At 76.0% G+C, this 18,753-nt stretch carries 2 protein-coding genes; both read right to left on the bottom strand.

The window, feature by feature from the left end:
• Nucleotides 1–6: 6 nt before the first annotated feature.
• A complete protein-coding gene (locus B6R96_RS05580) occupies nucleotides 7–10,545 on the bottom strand; it encodes an amino acid adenylation domain-containing protein (RefSeq protein WP_081521805.1) in 10,539 nt (3,512 codons plus the stop codon).
• Complete coding sequence (locus B6R96_RS05575) at nucleotides 10,542–18,467, bottom strand: non-ribosomal peptide synthetase (protein WP_081521804.1); 7,926 nt, start codon at nucleotides 18,465–18,467, stop codon at nucleotides 10,542–10,544. The genes B6R96_RS05580 and B6R96_RS05575 overlap by 4 nt, the downstream gene beginning before the upstream one ends.
• Between the last annotated feature and the right edge of the window lie 286 nt (nucleotides 18,468–18,753).

Raw genomic sequence — 18,753 nt, 5'->3', positions numbered from 1 at the left:
GGTGGGTCAGCGGGGCAGGGCCGCGGCGAGCAGCTGCGCCAGAGCGGCGCAGTGCGGGGGGTCCACCAGGTCGTGGTGGTTGCCCGGGACCGCGGCCCGTACGACGGCCCCCGCGGTGCGCGGCCGCCAGGCCGCCGGGTCCACCAGCGGGGTCGCGAGCTCGGGGTGCCGCTCGTCGACCGTGAACAGGTGCAGGTCGACACCGAGTACGGCGTCGGTGCGGTAGGCGGCGGAGGCCGCGCCGTTCGCCTCGGCGACCCGCAGCAGCCTGCGCAGGGCCTCCGTGGGGGACGTACGCGGGAGGGTGCCCTCCTCGCGGCCGCGGCGCACCAGGACGTCGAGCAGTTCCTCCTCGTCCAGTTCGCGCGCCGAGCCGGCGTCGAGGCCCGCCGCGATGCCGTACCGCAACAGGTCCGGATCGCCCGGCCCGGCCGCAGCGGACCGGCTGCCGGCAGCGGCACCCGGCGCGGCCGCGTCGATCAGCCCGAGGAAGGCCACCTCCTCACCTGCGGCCTCCAGCCGGGCGGCCATCTCGTAGGCCACCATCCCGCCGAACGACCAGCCGGCGAGGAGGTACGGGCCCTGCGGCTGCTCCTCGCGGAGCGCGGCCAGGTAGCGCTCGGCCATCTCGGGCACCCGCTCCAGCGGCGTCTCACCGGTGTTGTAGCCCACGGACTCCAGGCCGAGGACCCGCCGGGCGCCCCCGGGACGGGCGGACAGGTCCCGCACCAGGTCCCGGTAGCAGACGACGTCGCCGCCCCGCGGATGGACCAGGACCAGCGGCGGCCTGGACGGGTCCCCGTCGGCGAGCGGGACCAGCAGCCTGGCTGCGGCCGCCCCCGCCTGCGGCAGCGCCTCGCAGAGCAGCTCGACGGTACGCCGGCGGAAGACCATGTTCAGCGGCAGCTCCACCCCGAACTCCCGGCGCACGGCCGCCATCAGGGCGAAGGCCTTGAGCGAGTGGCCGCCGAGCGCGAAGAAGTCGTCGCGCACCCCGATCGGGGACATGCCGAGGGTCTGCTCCCACAGCCGCGCCATCCGCAGCTCGGTGGTGTCGCGCGGGGCGATCCGCCCCGCGCCCCCGCCGCGCACCGCGTCCGCCGAAGGAGCGGGCAGCGCCTTGCGGTCGAGCTTGCCGTTCGGGGTGAGCGGGAGCCGGTCCAGCGCCGTGAGGACGGCCGGCACCATGTACTCGGGGAGGTCCTGGCGCAGGAAGTCGCCGAGCTCCTGGAGCTCGCCCGTCCCCTCCCGCCAGGTCACGTAGCCGGCCAGCACGGCGTCCACTCCCGTGCCGTGGACGGCCACGGCGGCCGCCGCCACCCGCGGGTGGCGGGCGAGCGCGGACTCGATCTCGCCGAGCTCCATCCGGTGGCCGCGCACCTTGACCTGGCCGTCGGCCCGGCCGCGGTACTCCAGGCCGCCGTCCGCGAGGCGGCGTACGAGGTCACCGGTGCGGTACAGCCGCTCGCCCGCCGCGTACGGGTCGGGTACGAACCGGTCCGCGGTCAGCGCCGGCCGCCCGTGGTAGCCGCGGGCCACCCCGTCACCGCCGATGTAGAGCTCGCCGAAGACGCCGACCGGTACCGGCCTCAGGTTCGCGTCCAGCACGTGCAGCCGGGTGTTGGCGAGCGCCGAGCCGATGGGCACCGGCCCGTCACCGACCGGACCGGACAGCCGGTGGGCCGTGGACCAGACGGTGGTCTCCGTCGGCCCGTACACGTTGCGGACCGTGCCCAGCGCCGTGCGCATCCGCTCGGCCAGGGCCGGCGGCAGCGCCTCGCCGCCGCACAGGGCCCGTACGCGGGGCGCCTGCCAGCCGGACTCCATCAGCTGGTGCCAGGTCGCCGGGGTGGCCTGGACGACCGTGACCGGCGCCGCGTCCAGCTCCTTCGCGAGGAGGGTGCCGTCCCGGGCGGTGTCCCGGTCGACGACCCGTACGGTCGCACCGCACACGAGCGGGACCAGCAGCTCCAGCACGGCGATGTCGAAGGAGGCGGTGGTGACGGCCGCGACCGTGTCACCGGCCGTCAGCTCCAGCCTGCGCACCATGTCCCGGGTGAAGTTGGCCAGCGCCCGGTGCGGGACGGTCACCCCCTTCGGGCGTCCCGTGGAGCCCGAGGTGTACAGGGCGTACGCCAGCTGCTCCGGCTCCGGGGCCTGCTCCGGCCGCACGGGTCCGAGGTCGCCGCCCGCGGGGGCGGCGGCCCCGGCCAGGGCGTCGAGGTCCACCACGGCGACCCCGTCCGGCGCCCCGGGAGCGCCGGGCAGACCCGACACCACCAGGACCCGGGCGCCGCTGTCCGCGAGCATGTAGCCGATCCGGTCGGCCGGATACCCGGGGTCCACGGGCACGTACATGCCGCCGGAACGCAGCACGCCCAGCAGCGCCGCCGGAAGCAGCACGGAGCGCTCCGCGCACACGGCCACCGCCGTCTCCGGACCCACGCCCAGGCGGGCCAGCTCCCGGGCCAGCCGACCCGATGCCTCCCACAACCCGGCGTACGTCAGGGCCCGTTCACCGTCGTCCACGGCGACGGCCCCCGGCGTACGGGAGACCTGCTCGCCGACGAGCACGGGGAGCGCCCGGCCGGCGCCCGGCTCGGCGACCCCGCGGCCCGCGTCCAGCAGCCGGGCCTCCTCGGCCGCACCCATCAGGGGCAGGGCGCCCAACGGGGTGGCGGGATCGGCCACCGCGGCCGCGAGCAGCTCGGCCAGCGCCGACGTCATCCGCTCGACGCTCGCCCGGTCGAAGAGGTCGGTGGCGAACACCGCCTCGCCGCGCAGCGCTCCCTCCTCCTCGACGAAGTACAGCGACAGGTCGAACTTCGAGGCGCCACTGGCCAGCGAGAGCGGTTCCACGTCCAGTCCGGGCAGGGCGGGCGGCTTCGAGGCCTCCTCGTCGAGCACCAGCATCACCTGGAACAGCGGGTTGCGGCTCAGGTCGCGTTCTGGCCGCACTTCCTCCACCAGGCGCTCGAAGGGCACTTCCTGGTGGGCGTACGCACCCAGGGCCGTCTCACGGGCCCGGTCCAGCAGCTCGCCGAAGCCGGGATCGCCGGACAGGTCGGTGCGCAGCACCAGGCTGTTGACGAAGAAGCCGATGAGCGGCTCCAGTTCGGTGCGGTCGCGACCGGCGATGGGGGAGCCCACCGCCACGTCCTCGCCGCCCGACCAGCGGGCCAGGAGGGCCTGGAAGCCTGCCAGCAGGACCATGAACAGGGTCGCGTCGTGCCGGCGGCCCAGGTCGCGCAGGTCCCGCAGCAGCGGCTCGGGCAGTTCGAAGGAGAACTGCTCGCCGCGCCCGGACGGGGTGGCCGGCCGGGGCCGGTCGGTGGGCAGGTCCAGCGGGGCGAGCCCGTCGAGCCGCCCCCGCCAGTAGTCCAGGGTGCCCGCGAGGGCGTCACCGCTCAGCCGTTCGCGCTGCCAGGACGCGAAATCGCGGTAGGAGACGGCGAGTTCCGGCAGCGGCTCGGCCCCTTCGAGGGTGCGGGCCCGGTAGGCGGCGAAGAACTCCCGCCAGAACACCCCCACCGACCAGCCGTCGAAAGCGATGTGGTGGGCGACGATCACCAACAGGTGCTCCTGCGGGGCGATCCGCACCAGCCGGGCCCGCAGCGGGCCCGCCGCGGCCAGGTCGAAGGGAAGCGCGGCGTCCTGCGCCGCCAGCTCCCGTGCCCGCTCCCCGGCCGCCGCCCCCAGCTCCGACAGGTCGGTGAACAGCGGGGTGAACATCGAGGCCGGACCGGGCACGACACGGGCCGCGAAGAGCCCCTCGCCGCCGCTCTCCCCGCTCTCCTCGATCCGCGAGCGCAGCACCTCGTGCCGGGCCACGACGTCCGCCAGCGCGCCCAGCGCGGCGGCGCGGTCCAGCTCCCCGGTCAACCGCACGGCGCCGGGCATGTTGTAGTCGGGCCGGCCCGGCTGGAGCCGGTCCAGCAGCCACAGCCGCTGCTGCCCGAAGGACAGTGGGCCCGGCCCCACGGGCAGCGCGGGGATCACCGGCTCCGACGCGTCCGCCGCACCCAGCGAGGCCAGCGCCCGGGCCAGGTCCTCGGCCACCGGGTGCCGGAAGAGCAGCTGCATGGGGATGTCCAGCTCCAGCAGGGCGCGCAGCCGGGAGATGACCCGGGTGGCGCGCAGCGAGTGCCCGCCGCGCTCGAAGAAGTGGTCGCGGACCCCGATGGGGCCCTCCCCGAGCACCTCCTCCCAGACCTCGACGACCGTCCGCTCCAGCGCGGTGCGCGGGGCGACGTGCGCGCGGTGGCCGCCGGCGGTGCCGGCCTCCGGCGCGGGCAGCGCCCTGCGGTCGGTCTTCCCGTTCGGCGTCAGCGGCAGCGCGTCCAGCACCACCAGCGCGGACGGCACCATCGCGGCCGGCAGGGCCGCGCGTACGAAGTCCAGTACGGCGGCCGGATCGCCGCCCCCGTCCCGCCAGACGACGTACGCGGCGAGCATCCGGTCGGCTCCCTCGCCGTGCGCGGCGGCCACGGCCCGGGCGACGTCCGGGTGGCGCAGCAGGGCGGCCTCGACCTCGCCGAGTTCGATGCGGTGGCCCCGGACCTTGACCTGGTTGTCCCGGCGGCCGTGGAACTCCAGCACCCCGTCGGAGCGCAGCCGCGCCAGGTCACCGGTGCGGTACATGCGCGCGCCGGGCGGACCGTACGGGTCCGGCGGATACGCCTCGGCGGTGCGGGCGGGATCGCCGAGGTAGCCGCGGGCCACCCCGCGTCCGGCGATGAAGAGTTCACCGATCGCTCCCCGGGGCAGCGGTTCGAGGTGTTCGCCGAGCACCAGCACGCGGGCGCCGGGCAGCGGCCGCCCGATGGGGATGCGGCCCGCCTCGATGTCGGCGTCCGTCACCTCGTGGTAGGTGGTGGTGTTGGTGCACTCCGTCGGGCCGTACTGGTTGACCAGCCGCAGCCGGCCGGGCGTGCCCAGGGCGTGCGCGGCCCGGGCCAGCCCGGGCGTCAGCGCCTCACCGGTGGTCATCACCAGCCGCAGGGCCGGCGAGGGCCCCTGTCCCGCGGCCACGGCGCCGACCAGCGGCTCCAGCATCGACGGGACGATCGACAGCAGCGCCGTCACGTCCTCGGCGTGCAGCAGCCGGGCCAGGGCGTCCGGATCCCCGGACTCGTCCTGGGAGGCGAGGACGATCCGGCCGCCGGTGGTCAGGGGGGCGAACAGGTCACGGACCGACGGGTCGAAGGTCAGCGCCGTACGGGCGAGCACCGCGTCGTCGGGCCCGAGCCCGAAGGTGGAGGTGAGCGCCGCCAGATAGCCGGTGATCGCGGCGTGCGTGACGGCCACGCCCTTGGGGCGGCCCGTGGACCCCGAGGTGTACAGCAGGTAGGCGAGGTGTGCGGGGGAGGCCGTGGCGGGCGGCTCCGTGGCGGGCAGGGCGTCCACCCGGTGCTGCTCGGCGTCCAGGTCGAGGTCCAGGACCGGTACGGCGCCGGCCAGGTCCGCGGGCAGCCCGCCGGGCAGGCCCGCCGTCAGCACCAGCCGGGCGCCGCTGTCGGCCAGGACCGTGCGGAGCCGCTCGGCCGGGTGCCCCGCGTCGAGGGGCAGGTAGGCACCGCCGGCCTTCAGGACCGCGAGGACACAGACCAGCATGCGCAGGTCGCGCCCGGCCAGCACGGCCACCGTGGTCTCCGGGCCGGTCCCGAGCTGCCGCAGCCGGTGGGCCAGCCGGTTGGCGGCCGCGTCGAGCTCCGCGTAGCTGGTGGTGCGGCCCGCGCAGGTCACGGCGGGGGCGTCCGGCCGCAGCCGGGCCGCTTCCGCCACCAGGGAGTGCAGGGTCCGGTCCGCCGGCCGGTCCGCGCGCGGCCCCGGCTCCTCCCCGAGCAGGGCGGCGTGCTCCTGCGGGGACAGGACGTCCAGCCGGGACAGCGGCGCGTCGGGCTCCTCGGCGGCGCCGGCCAGCAGCCGCAGGTAGTGCGCGCCGAACCGCTCGACCGTGGCCCGGTCGAAGAGGTCCGTCGCGTACTGCACCGTGCCCGTCAGACCGCCCGCGTGCTCCGTCATGGCGAGGCTGAGGTCGAACTTGGCCGTCCCGTTGGAGGTGTCGAGGTCCTCGACCTCCACACCGTCCAGCGGCAGGGCGGCGAGCTGTTCGGGATGCAGCTGGAACAGCACGTCGAACAGCGGGTTGCGGCTGAGGTCGCGCTCCGGCCGCAGCTCCTCCACCAGCCGGTCGAAGGGGACGTCCTGGTGCTCGTACGCGGCGAGTGCGGTGCGGCGCACCCGGCCCAGCAGTTCGCCGAAGGCCGGGTCGCCGGACAGGTCGGTGCGCAGGACGAGGGTGTTGACGAAGAAGCCGATGAGCGGCTCCAGTTCGGTGCGGTCGCGGCCGGCGATGGGCGAGCCCACCGCGATGTCGGCCTGGCCCGTGTAGCGGGCCAGCAACGCCTGGAAGCCGGCCAGCAGCACCATGAACAGGGTGGCGCCGCGCTCCCGGGCCAGCGCGCCGAGCCGCTCGGCGAGTTCGGCCGGGACCTCGAAGACGAAGGAGTCGCCCGCGCCGGAGCGCACCTGCGGCCGCGGCCGGTCCGTGGGCAGTTCCAGCGCCGGGAGCCCGGCCAGGGCCTCCCGCCAGTGGGCGATCCCCGCGTCGGCCCCGCCGTTCGCCAGCCGGCTCTGCTGCCAGTGGGCGAAGTCCCCGTACTGGACGCTCAGTTCCGGCAGTACGGCTTGCTCGCCGCGGCGCAGCGCCGCGTAGGCGCCGGACAGCTCCCGCCACAGCACCGGCATCGACCAGCCGTCGCCGACCGTGTGGTGCAGGACCAGGACGAGGAGGTGCTCGTCGTCCGCGACCCGCACCACGCGGGCCCGCAGCAGGGGAGCGGAGCCCAGGTCGAAGGGGGTGGCGGCATCCGCGTGGGCCAGGCCGAGCGCCCGCGAGCGGGCCTCCTCCGGGGGCAGGTCCCCCAGGTCGGTGCGGACGGGGGCGAAGACCTCCGGCGCCTCCACGGTCTGTACGGGGCCTAGCGGGCCCTCGGTGATCCGGGAGCGCAACACCTCGTGCCGGGTCACCACCGTGCTCAGCGCGGCGGCCAGCGCGTCGGCGTCGAGCGGGCCCCGCAGCCGGGCCGCGACGGGGATGTTGTAGTCGGGGCGGCCGGGCTGGAGCTGGTCCAGGAACCACAGGCGCTGCTGGGCGAAGGACAGCGGCGCGGGCTCCCCGGCGGGCCGGGCGCCGATCGCCGTGACGGCGGTCGCGGTCGAGGCCGTGCCGGCCGCGTCCGTACGCAGGGCGTCCAGCGCCGCGGCGAACCGTTCCAGCGTCGGGTGCTCGAAGAGCAGCCGCAGCGGCACCCCGGTGCCCAGGCGGGCGCCGAGCCGCGAGACGGCGCGGGTGGCCCGCAGGGAGTGTCCGCCGAGCGCGAAGAAGTCGTCGTGGCGGCCGATCCGCTCGGTGCCCAGCACCTCGCCCCACACCGACGCGGCGAGTTCCTCCATCGGCGTCGCCGGTGCGGCGAACTCGGCCCGGCGCACCCCCTCCTCGGGCGGAGCGGGCAGCGCGCGCCGGTCCAGTTTTCCGTTCGGGGTGAACGGCAGCGCGTCGAGCGGCACGATCGCCGAGGGCAGCATGTACGCGGGCAGCCGTACGGCGAGTACCCGGTGCAGCTCGGCCGGCTCGGCCGCCCGCCCCTCCGTGGGCACCACGTAGGCGACGAGCCGCTGCTCGCCGGGGGCGTCCTCGCGGACCACCACCGCGGCGTGCCCGACCTGCGGGCAGCGGGTCAGCTCGGCCTCGATCTCGCCCGGCTCGATGCGGTGGCCGCGGATCTTGACCTGCTGGTCGCTCCGGCCGAGGTAGTCGACGGCGCCGTCGGGGCGCCGCCGGGCGAGGTCGCCCGTCCGGTACATGCGGGCGCCCGGGGCGCCGTACGGATCGGGGGTGAACTGCCGCGCGGTCAGGCCCGGCCGGCCCAGGTAGCCGCGGGCCACGCCGGTGCCGCCGATGCACAGCTCGCCGACGGCGCCCTGCGGCACCGGGCGACCGCGCTCGTCCAGGACGTAGAGGCGGGTGTCGTCCAGCGCGGTGCCGATGGGGATCCGGCCGTCCACGACGGCTCCGGCGCGCGGGTCCAGCCGGTGCCGCGTGGCGAAGGTGGTCGTCTCGGTGGGCCCGTAGACGTTGACGAGGACGGTCTCGGGCGCCTGCTCCAGGGCGCGGGCGAAGGAGTGCGGGGAGGCGGCCTCACCGCCCGTCCACACCTCCCGCACGTGCGTCAGGAGCTCCACGCACTCCTCGACCACCAGGTTGAAGAGGGCGGCCGTGAGGAACAGCGATGTGATCCGGTGCTCCTGCACCAGCCGGGTCAGGGCCGCGGTGTCCACCCGGCCGGGCGGCGCCATGACCACCTGTCCGCCGGACAGCAGCGGCACCCACAGTTCGTACGTCGAGGCGTCGAACGACAGCGGGGAGTGCGCCAGCACCCGGCGGTGCGCGGCGCCGAAGGAGGTGTCCCGGGCGAGCGCCGCGACGTTGGCGTGCGTGACGCCGATGCCCTTCGGCTCGCCCGTGGAACCGGAGGTGTACATCACGTACGCCAACTGGTCCGGCGAGCAGGGCGGGTACGGACCCGGTGCGGCGGCCGGGGCCCCGGCCACCGGGCCGGTCGCGTCGAGCACCGGCACCGGCGAGGTACTAACGGCCTCGTGGCCGGCCGTCGCCGCATCGGCGAGCAGCAGGCGGGCGCCGGTCCGCTCCAGCATCCAGTGCAGCCGGGCGACGGGGAACCCCTCGCCGAGCGGGACGTAGAGCCCGCCGGCCTTCAGGACGGCCAGGATCGCCACCGGGAGGTGGACCGAGCGCTCCATCAGCAGGGCCACCGGCGATTCGCGCACCACCCCGGCGTCGGCCAGTCGGGCCGCCAACAGGTCCGAGCGGCGGTCGAGTTCGGCGAAGGTCAGGCGGTCGGCGCCGCAGACCACGGCCTCGGCCGCGGGGGTGCGCCGGGCCTGCTCGGCGAACAGCTCGACCAGGGAGGCCGGGGCGAGATCGGAGCGGGCCGCGCCGTGGCCCTCGGCGGTGAGCCGGGCGGCGGTCGGGGCGGAGGGCAGCAGTTCGGCCAGGGGCCGGTCGGGCTCCTCGGCGGCGGAGGCCAGCAGCTCCAGGTAGTGGCCGAGGACGAGTTCGGCGGTGGCCCGGTCGAACAGGTCGGTGTCGAAGACGAGCGAGCCGGAGCAGGTCTCGGCGCCCTCGGAGACGAAGACGCTCAGGTCGAAGAGGGATCCGCCGAAGTCGGTCCGCACGGCCTGTGCCTCCAGGCCCGGCAGCCGCAGCCCGGCCGTCTCGTCCGGCGCCGACGCGAACATCACCTGCACGAGCGGGTTGCGGTCGCCGACGCGCTCGGGGCTCAGGTGCTCCACCAGGCGGTCGAAGGGCACCTCCTGGTGGTCGTACGCGTCCACGGTCGCCCGGCGGACCCGGCCGAGCAGCTCGCGGAACCCCACCTCGCCCGACAGGTCGGCGCGCAGCACCACGGTGTTGACGAAGAACCCGACGAGGGGCTCCAGCTCCACCCGGTCGCGCCCGGCGACCGGAGTGCCGACGGCGATGTCGGTGCGGCCGGAGAACCGGGCCAGGGCGGCCTGGAAGCCGGCCAGCAGCGTCATGAACAGGGTGGCGCCGCCGCTCTCGGCGATCCCGCGCAGCCGTGCGGTGAGGCGGGCGTCGAGGGTGAAGTCCAGGCTCGCGCCGTCGCCGCTGCGGCGGGTGGGCCGGGGCCGGTCCGTGGGCAGTTCGAGGGGTTCCAGACCTGCGAGGGACTTCTCCCACCAGCGCAGCTGCCCGTTCATCGCACCCGAGGCGAAGCGGTCGCGCTGGGTGCGGGCGTACGCCTGGTAGTCCAGGGGGAGCGCTGCCCGTACGGGCGGCCGGTCCGCGAGCAGGGCCGCGTAGCCCTCGGAGAGCTCCTGCCAGAGCAGCCCCATGGACCAGCCGTCGGTCGCGATGTGGTGGACCACCAGCACCAGCAGGTGGTCCTCGGCGCCGAGCCGGATCAGCAGGGCGCGCAGCAGCGGGCCCGCCGCGAGGTCGAAGGCCCCGCGGACCTCCTCCCGGGCCAGGGCGTGGGCCCGCTCCTCCAGCTCCGAGAGGGGGGCGTCGCCCAGGTCCAGCACCGGCAGCGGGAAGGCCTCCGGCGCGGGCAGGACCACCGGGTGCGGGGCGCCGTCGCGCTCCTCGAAGACGGTGCGCAGCGGTGCGTGGCGGGCCACGACGGCGGTCAGGCTCCGGCGCAGCAGGTCGGGCCGGACGGGGCCGCGCAGCCGGACGACCTCGGGGATCGCATAGCCGGGGGTGCCGTCCATCATCCGGTCCACCAGCCACATCCGCTCCTGGGCGAAGGAGGCGACGGGCGCGAGGTCGGGGCCGCCGTCGTCGGCGGTGGCGTCGGTGGCCGCGGTGGGGGCCGACGGGGTGGCGGTGCCGGCCGCCGAGTCGTCCAGTGCGGCGCGCACACGGCGGCGCAGCAGCTCGCGGGCGGCGGCCAGCCGGCCGTCCACGCCGGCGGGCAGGCTCTCCTGGGTGGTCACGAGGTCTCTCCCTGAAGTACGAGTGAAGGAACGCCATCGATGGCGGGGGCCGTGGCGGTGCCGCCGGCGGTCTCGGCGTGTGCGTCGAACGGGGCCGCCTCGGCCTCCAGTTCGGCCAGCAGCACCGTTTCGACGGCGGTGGCGAGGGCGGCGACGGTCCGCTGTTCGAAGAGGGTGTGCAGGGGCAGGTCGAGCCCGAGGGACTGGCGCAGCCGGGCCGCCACCCGGGTGGCGCTCAGCGAATGGCCCCCGAGGGCGAAGAAGTCGTCGTGGCGGCCGATCCGCGGGGCGTCCAGGACGGAGGCCCACACCATGGCGACCAGTTCCTCGGTCTCCCCGGCGGGCGGCTCGTACCCGGTGGCGGCGGCCGCCGCGGCGGGCGCCGGGAGCGCCCTGCGGTCGAGCTTGCCGTTCGCCGTGACGGGCAGCCCGTCCACGACGACCAGTAGCGGCACCATGTACTCCGGCAGGGAGCGGGCCAGTTCGGCGCGCATCGCCTCCGCATCCAGGGCCGTTCCGGCCTCCGGGACGAAGTACCCGACGAGCCTGCGCTCGCCCGGGACGTCCTCGCGGACGACGACCGCGGCCCGTCCCACCCCGGGAAGCCGACCCAGCGCCGTCTCGATCTCGCCGAGTTCGATCCGGAAGCCGTGGATCTTGACCTGGTCGTCGGTGCGGCCGAGGTACTCCACCGAGCCGTCGGCCCGGTGCCGGGCCAGGTCGCCGGTGCGGTACATGCGCGAGCCCGGCGGCCCGAACGGGTCCAGCGGGAAGCGCTCCGCGGTCAGCGCCGGACGGCGCAGGTACCCGCGGGCCAGGCCCGCGCCCGCGAGGAACAGCTCGCCCGCCACGCCCACCGGGACGGGCCGCCCGCGCGGGTCGAGCACGTACAGCGAGGTGTTCCAGATCGGCCGGCCGATCGGCACGGGCCCGGTCTCCTCGCGGAGGCAGTCCCAGTGCGTGACGTCCACGGCCGCCTCGGTGGGCCCGTACAGGTTGTGCAGGGGCACGTCGAGCACATCGAGGAAGCGGTTCTTCAGCTCCTCCGGCAGGGCCTCGCCACTGCACACGACCCGCCGCAGCGACCGGCAGCGGCCCGCCTGCGGGTCCTCCACGAACGCCGCCAGCATGGACGGCACGAAGTGGACGGTGGTGACCGCCTCCTCCTGGATCACCCGCGTGAGGTAGGCGGGGTCCCTGTGCCCGCCGGGCTCGGCGACGACCAGGGCCGCACCGGTCAGCAGCGGCCAGAAGAACTCCCACACCGATACGTCGAAGCCGAACGGGGTCTTCTGGAGCACCCGGTCGTCCGCGCCCAGCCGGTACCGGTCCTGCATCCACAGCAGCCGGTTGACGATGGCCGAGTGCTCGACGACGACGGCCTTGGGCCGTCCCGTCGACCCGGACGTGTAGATCACGTACGCGGGGTGCGCGGGCAGCGGCGCCCGCAGCAGCGCACCGCCGCCCCCGCCGTGGACGGCCCCCGGATCCAGCCGCGGCAGGTCCGCGGCAGCCGGCAGCGCGTCCGCCACGGCGTCGTCGGCGAGCAGCAGGACGGGCTCGGCGTCGGACAGCAGGTACGCGATCCGGTCCGCCGGGAGCGAGGGGTCCACCGGAAGGTAGGCCGCCCCCGACTTCAGCACGGCCAGCAGCGAGACCACCATCTCGGTGGAGCGGTGCAGGGCGACCGCGACGATCCGCTCCGGACCGGCGCCCCGGGCGCACAGCTCCCGCGCCAGCCGCTCGGCGCGGGCGTCGAGTTCGGCGTACGTCAGGCGCTCGCCGCGGAAGACGGTCGCCGGGGCGTCCGGGGTCCGCGCCACCTGCTGCGCGAACAGCTCCACCAGCGTGGTGCGGGGGACGGGCACGGCCGTGCCGTTCCACTCCCGGATCAGCCGGTGCTGCTCGTCGGAGAGCAGGTCCACCTCCCCGACCGGGGTGGAGGGGGCGTCGGCGACGGCCGTCAGCAGCCGCTCCAGCGCCTCGCCCAGACTGCGCGCCGTCCGCGCGTCGAGGACGTCCGTACGGTGGTCCAGGTGCAGCCGCAGCCGCTCCCCGGGCAGCACGATGAGGTTGACCGTGTAGTGGGTGGCGTCCGAGCCCTCCACCCCGGTCAGCCGCGGCCCGCCGGCCAGGTCCCGCATCGACTCCAGGTCGAGCGGATAGTTCTCGACGACGACCGTGGTGTCGAAGAGGGTGCCCAGCCCGGCCGCCCGCTGGATGCCGGCCAGTCCGACGTGCTGGTGGTCCATCAGGTCCGCCTGCTCGTCCTGGAACCGGGCGAGCGCGGCCAGCAGCGGCTCGTCCTCCCGGATCCGGAACCGCACGGGCAGCGTGTTGATCAGCAGCCCGACCATCTCCTCGATGCCCGTGACGTCCGCGGTGCGCCCGGAGACGGTCCCGCCGAACACCACGTCGTCCCGCCCGGTCACCCGGCCCAGCAGCACCGCCCAGAGGCCCTGGACCACGCTGTTGAGGGTGACCCCTGCGCTGCGGGCCCGCGCGGTGAGCCGCGCCGTCAACTCCGCCGACAGCTCCACCGCGGCCCGCTCGGGCAGGGCGTCGATCCGGTGGGGGTCGGCCGCGCCCAGCAGGGTCGGCTCCTCCAGCCCGGCCAGCGCACCGCTCCAGGCGGCCTCGGCGGCGCGGTGGTCCTGGCGGGCCAGCCAGTCCAGGTGCGAGCGGTACGGAACCCCTTCCGCGAGCGGGCCGGTGCCGCCCGGGTCGGGGGACCCGGCGCATGCGGCGTACTCGGCCCGTTCGGCGTGCTCCGCGTACTCGGCGTATCCGGCGAGCAGTTCGCGCAGCAGGACCGCCGAGGACCAGCCGTCCCACAGGATGTGGTGGTTCGTCATGACCAGCCGGTGCTCGTCGGCGCCGAACCGGACCAGGGTGAAGCGCACCAGCGGGGGCCGCTCCAGGTCGAAGCGGCGGGCCCGGTCGGCCGCCAGCAGCCGCTCCCACTCCCGCTGCCGGTCCGCGGAGCCGGGCCCGCCGAGGTCCACCGTCTCCCAGGGCGCCTCGGCGGATTCGAGGACGACCTGCACCGGGCGGTCCAGGCCCTGGTCGGTGAAGGCGGAGCGCAGTGCGCTGTGGCGGCGCAGCAGCCGGTCCCCCGCTGCCCGCAGGGCGCGCTCGTCGACCGGGCCCTCCAGGGTGAGGACGAGCTGGCCGGTGTAGGCGTCCATCGCGCCCGTGTCGAAGGCGGAGTGGAAGAAGAGCCCCTCCTGGAGCGGCGAGAGCGGCAGCACGTCGACGAGCCCGGCGTGGCGTGCGGACAGGGCGTCCGTCTCCGGCTGCGTCAGCCGGACCAGCGGCAGGTCCCGGGGGGTGAGGCGGCGCGGCCGGGCGGCGCCCGTCCAGCCGGCCAGCAGGCGCAGCGCCTCGCCCCAGGCCGCCACCAGGGCGTCCGCCTCGGCGTCGGTCAGCAGGGCCCGCGGATGGGTGACGACCGCGGTGAAGGCGGGACCGTCGGCGCCGTCCACGGCCATGGCGTCGATCTGCAGGGCGTGCTCGACGGGCATCGCCGGGTCCACGTCGGCCCGCAGCCCGCCCGCCCCGGGGGCGGGGCTCCAGGGCGTCTCGTCCCCGCCGGAGAACCGGCCGAGGTAGTTGAACAGGACCCGGGGGCGCGGGAGATCGGACAGCTCCGCGGCGGTCCCCGGATTGAGTCGGCTCAGCAGGCCGAAGCCCGTGCCGTGGTCCGGTACGGAGGCGACCACCGTGTGGATCCGGGCGACCAGTTCGGCGAGCGCCTCGCCGCCCCGGGCCGCCGCGTCCAGGTCGAGGCCGTCCAGGTCCAGGCGGACCGGGTACTGGGTGGTGAACCAGCCCACGGTGCGTGCCAGGTCGTGGCGGCCGGTGCGGTCGACACGGCCGTGGCCCTCCAGGTCGACCAGCAGCGGCCCGGCGGCGGTCCTGGGGGACCGCAGGCGGTGGGCCGCCAGGACCAGTCCGGCGAGCAGCACCTCGGTCGGCCCGGTGCGCAGCGCACCGGGCACCCCGGCCAGCAGCGGGCCGGCGACCTCGCGGGGCAGGTCGAGCGTCAGCGTGCGGGTGGTGCCCGCGGTGTCCCGCACCGGGTCGGGGACCCGGTTCCACGGCGCCTGCGGGTCCGCTTCCGCCCCGGGGGTCTCCAGCGTCGAGCGCCAGAAGGGGAGTTCGTCGAGCACCTCCGGGGCCTGCGCGAGGAGTTCGAGGTGCCGGGCCCAGGCGCGGAAGGAGACCTCGCCGTCGGCGGCCGGCAGCGGACGCCCGGCGACGGCGGCCTCCCAGGCGGCGGCCAGGTCGGCCGTCAGGATCCGCCAGGACACCCCGTCCACGGCCAGGTGGTGCACGCACAGCAGCAGCCGGTCCGGCGCGGCCCCACCGGCGTCGAAGCGCACCGCCCGCAGCATCACCGAGGCCGCGGGGTCCAGTTGCCCGGCCGCCTTCCGCGCCGCCTCGGCCATGGTTTCGGCGCGGGCGGACTCGTCCAGCCCCGCCACGCTCACGGTGCGGTAGAGCCGGGACACGTCGACCACGCCGGGCTCGCCGATCGTGCACAGCGGTCCCCCGGGGCCGGCGGCCACGCCGAGGCGCAGCGCCGCATGCCGGTCCACGACCGACTGCAGGACCCGTACGAGCGTCGCGTCGTCCGCGCCCCCGGGCAGCGCCAGCACCATGGACTGGCTGAACCGCCCGATGGGGCCCGGTCCGTCCAGCAGCCATCGCATGACCGGCGTCGCGGGCAGCGGACCGCACGCGTCGGGGGCCGGAGCGGCGGCCGGGGACGCAGCGGCGGCCGGCTCGCCGACGGCCGCGGCGAGGGCGGCCGCCGTCTTGTGCGCGAACACGTCGCGCAACGTGAAGGAGAAGCCGTGCGCCCGCGCCCGGCTGGTCAGGGTGAGGGCGGTGATGCTGTCACCGCCGAGCTCGAAGAAGTTGTCGTCGGGGGCGGCGGTGACGCCGAGGGCCTCGGAGAACAGCGCCGCGAGGGTCGACTCCACGGCTCCGTACGGGCGCTCGGGGCGCTCCGGACGCGCCGCGGCCTGCGGTACGCGCAGCCGCGCGCGGTCCACCTTGCCGCCCGGGGTGAGCGGCAGCCGGTCCACGGCCACGATGGTGCGGGGCACCATGTAGCCGGGCAGGACCCGGCCCAACTCCGCAGTCAGCTCCTCCGGTTCGGGCGCCGGACCACCGTCCTGCGGCGGCGCCACGAAGGCGACCAGCCGCCGGGCGGCGCCGACCGGCGCGTGCACGATCACCGCGGCCTGCCCCACCGAGGGCTGCCGGCCGAGCACGGCCTCGATCTCGCCCAGTTCGATCCGGTGGCCGTTGATCTTGACCTGGCGGTCCACCCGCCCGAGGAACTCCAGTTCGCCGCGCACCGACCAGCGCACCAGGTCGCCCGTCCGGTACATCCGCGCACCGGGAACACCGGAGAACGGGTCGGGCACGAAACGGTCGGCCGTCATGGCCGCGCGCCCCGCGTACCCCTGGGCGAGCCCCGCACCGGCCACGCACAGCTCACCGGTCGCCCCCGGCGGCAGCAGCCGCAGGTCCCGGTCCACCACGTACGCGCGGTGGTGGGCCATCGGCCGCCCGATCGGCGGGATCCGGCCGTGCGAGGGCGGAACCACCCGGTGCATGGTGACCGACACGGCCGCCTCGGTCGGACCGTAGGCGTTCCAGACCTCGCGGCCGTCCACCGCCCAGCGGTCGACGGCGTCCCCGGACGGGGCCTCGCCGCCCGTGGACAGGAACCGCAGCTCGGGAAGGGCGGCCGGGTCCAGCAGCGGCAGGAGCGCCGGCGGGAGGTCGGCGACCGTCACCGCGTGCTCGGCGAGCAGCGCCTGGAGCCGGTCGACGTCGACCCGCTCGGCGTCGGTGGCGAGCACCAGGGTGGAACCGCTCAGCAGGGAGCCGAAGACGTCCAGGACCGACACGTCGAAGGAGAGCGAGGCGAAGCCGAGGAACCGCTCCGTACGCCCGGCTCCGGCTCCGGCGCCCGCTCCTGCTCCCGCTGCGGAGCCGGCGGGGCCGCCCGCCCCGCACAGCGCGAGGTGGCCGCGTACGAAGTCGACGGCCGCCGCGTGCGGGACGACGACGCCCTTCGGCTCACCCGTACTGCCCGAGGTGTACAGCAGGTACGCGGCGGAGGCCGACGGCACCTCCGCGCCCCCGCGGCCCCCGCGGACCGGATCGCCCACCGCTCCCGCGAAGACCACGGACGGTAGGTCGTGCGGCAGCCGGTCGTGGGCGCCGGCCCCCGCGACGACCGTGCGCAGTCCCGCGTCGCGCACGATGTACGCGATCCGCTCCGGCGGCAGGCCGGGGTCCAGCGGTACGTAGCAGCCGCCCGCCTTCAGGACCCCGAGCAGGGCCGCGACCATCGCGGGGGAGCGCTCCACGCACACGCCGACCGCAGTGCCCGGATCCACGGCCGGCCGCAGCCGGTCCGCGATGTCCTGCGCCCAGGCGTCGAGTTCGCGGTAGGTGACCTCCTCGCCGGCGCAGACCACGGCGACCGACTCGGGTGCGCGCGCCGCCGCCTCCTCGAACAGCGTGTGCAGCAGCCCGCCGCGGGGAGCGCGGTCGCCACCGCCCTCGGCGAAGCCGGCGAGGCGCTCGGTGTCCTCGGCGGTCAGGAAGGGCAGCGAGCCGACCGGAGTCTCGTCCTCGGCCGCGGCGAGCGCGACCAGGAAGCGGGTGAACCGCACGCGCAGCGCCTCGAGTTCGTCCGCGCCGATATCGGCGGCGTCGCCCTCGGCCTGCACGGTCAGCGGGCTGTCGCCGCCGCGGTCGTAGACGTTCAGGGAGACGTGCTCCACGGGTCCGACCGCGAGGTTGTGCGCCGACGCGGGCGCGCCGGCGAAGGACAGCTCGTAGTCGAAGGACATGAGGTTGACCGCGGCGTCCCACAGCCGCGGACCGCTCCCGGTGTACTCCTCGATCCGGTACCGCTGGTGGCGCAGGGCCTCCTTGATGCCGGCGGAGGTGTTCCGTACCAGTGCGCCGACCGTGGTGTCCCCGGTCACCGTCAGCCGCAGCGGCAGGACCTTGGAGAACATCCCCGGCGTCCGGCGGGCGTCCTGGGTGGTGCGGCCGGTGACCGGCAGGCCGAGGACCACGTCCTCGGTGCTGCCCGCGCGGTGCAGGTGGGCGGCGGCCGCGGCCATCACCAGCGCCGACCAGCGCGTCCCGTGCCGGCGCGCGGCCTCGCGCAGGGTGCGGGCGTCGGCGGGGTCGAGCTCGCCGCTCACCCGCACCGCCGTACCGGACGCGGGCGCCGGGGCGCTCCCGGTGAAGGAGACGGGCTCGGGGGCGCCCTCCAGCCGGGCCCGCCAGAACTCCCGGTCCGCCGCGCACCGCTCGGAGCGGGCGTACTCCTCCTCCCCGGCCACGATCCGCTCCCACGGCGTGCTCTCGAGGGCCGGTACGGGCTCTCCCGCCACCAGCGCCGAGTACACCTCGGCGGTCCACCGCGCGAGGATCGAGCCGGTGACCCCGTCGGCCACGAGGTGGTGGTAGGCCTGCATCCAGCGGTACGCCCGCGGACCGGTCCGCACCAGCAGCTGGCGGCACACGTCCCCGGTCGCCAGGTCCGTCGGCCGGGCCAGCTCGGCGCGCATCAGCCGCTCGGACTCGCCGTCCGGGTGGGGGTGAGCGCTCACGTCGACGGTGTCCATCCGCAGCGGCGGAGGCCCGGCCGGTATCTGCTGCACCACCCCGTCCACCTCGGCGAACCGCACGCAGAGCGTCTCGGTTCCGGCCACCACGGTGCGCACCGCCTCGGCGAGCAGCTCCGGATCCACCGCCCCGCGGATCTCCAGGTACTCGCCGATGGTGTAGTCGAGGCGGGTGGGGTCGAGCTGCTGCGCGAACCAGACGCCGTTCTGCGGCGGGGTCAGGGGCAGCGGCCCGCGGTCGTGAGTGGCCATGCGGTGGTCAGTCTCCTCAGTCGGATCGGTCGATCAACGACGACGTAACGCCACTGTCCGCGACGGCCGGACGGTCCCGAAAGTCCCACTAATACGCCTCTTGACGAGCCCCGATCCGCCCGGGGAAGTCCCCGGTACCGCATTCCCGTGACCACCCCGCCGCCCCGCGCCGCACCCGCCGGCGGCCCGTGTGCGGGCGGCCGGACCGCCTGCTAGCGTCGAAATGTGTGAGGTACGCCCGTAGCCCCGCGGCCTCGCCCTGCGGGGCGGCCGTCGATCGGCGCAG

The organism is Streptomyces sp. Sge12 (genome assembly GCF_002080455.1).
In the GTDB taxonomy this organism is placed as follows: domain Bacteria; phylum Actinomycetota; class Actinomycetes; order Streptomycetales; family Streptomycetaceae; genus Streptomyces.
Note: the sequence above shows the minus strand (reverse complement) of the source record. Positions and strands in the feature narration are given on the sequence as shown.

Coding starts and splice junctions, on each gene's coding strand:
- B6R96_RS05575 (WP_081521804.1), bottom strand. CDS start 18,467: ATGGCCACTCACGACCGCGGGCCGCTGCCCCTGACCCCGCCGCAGAAC.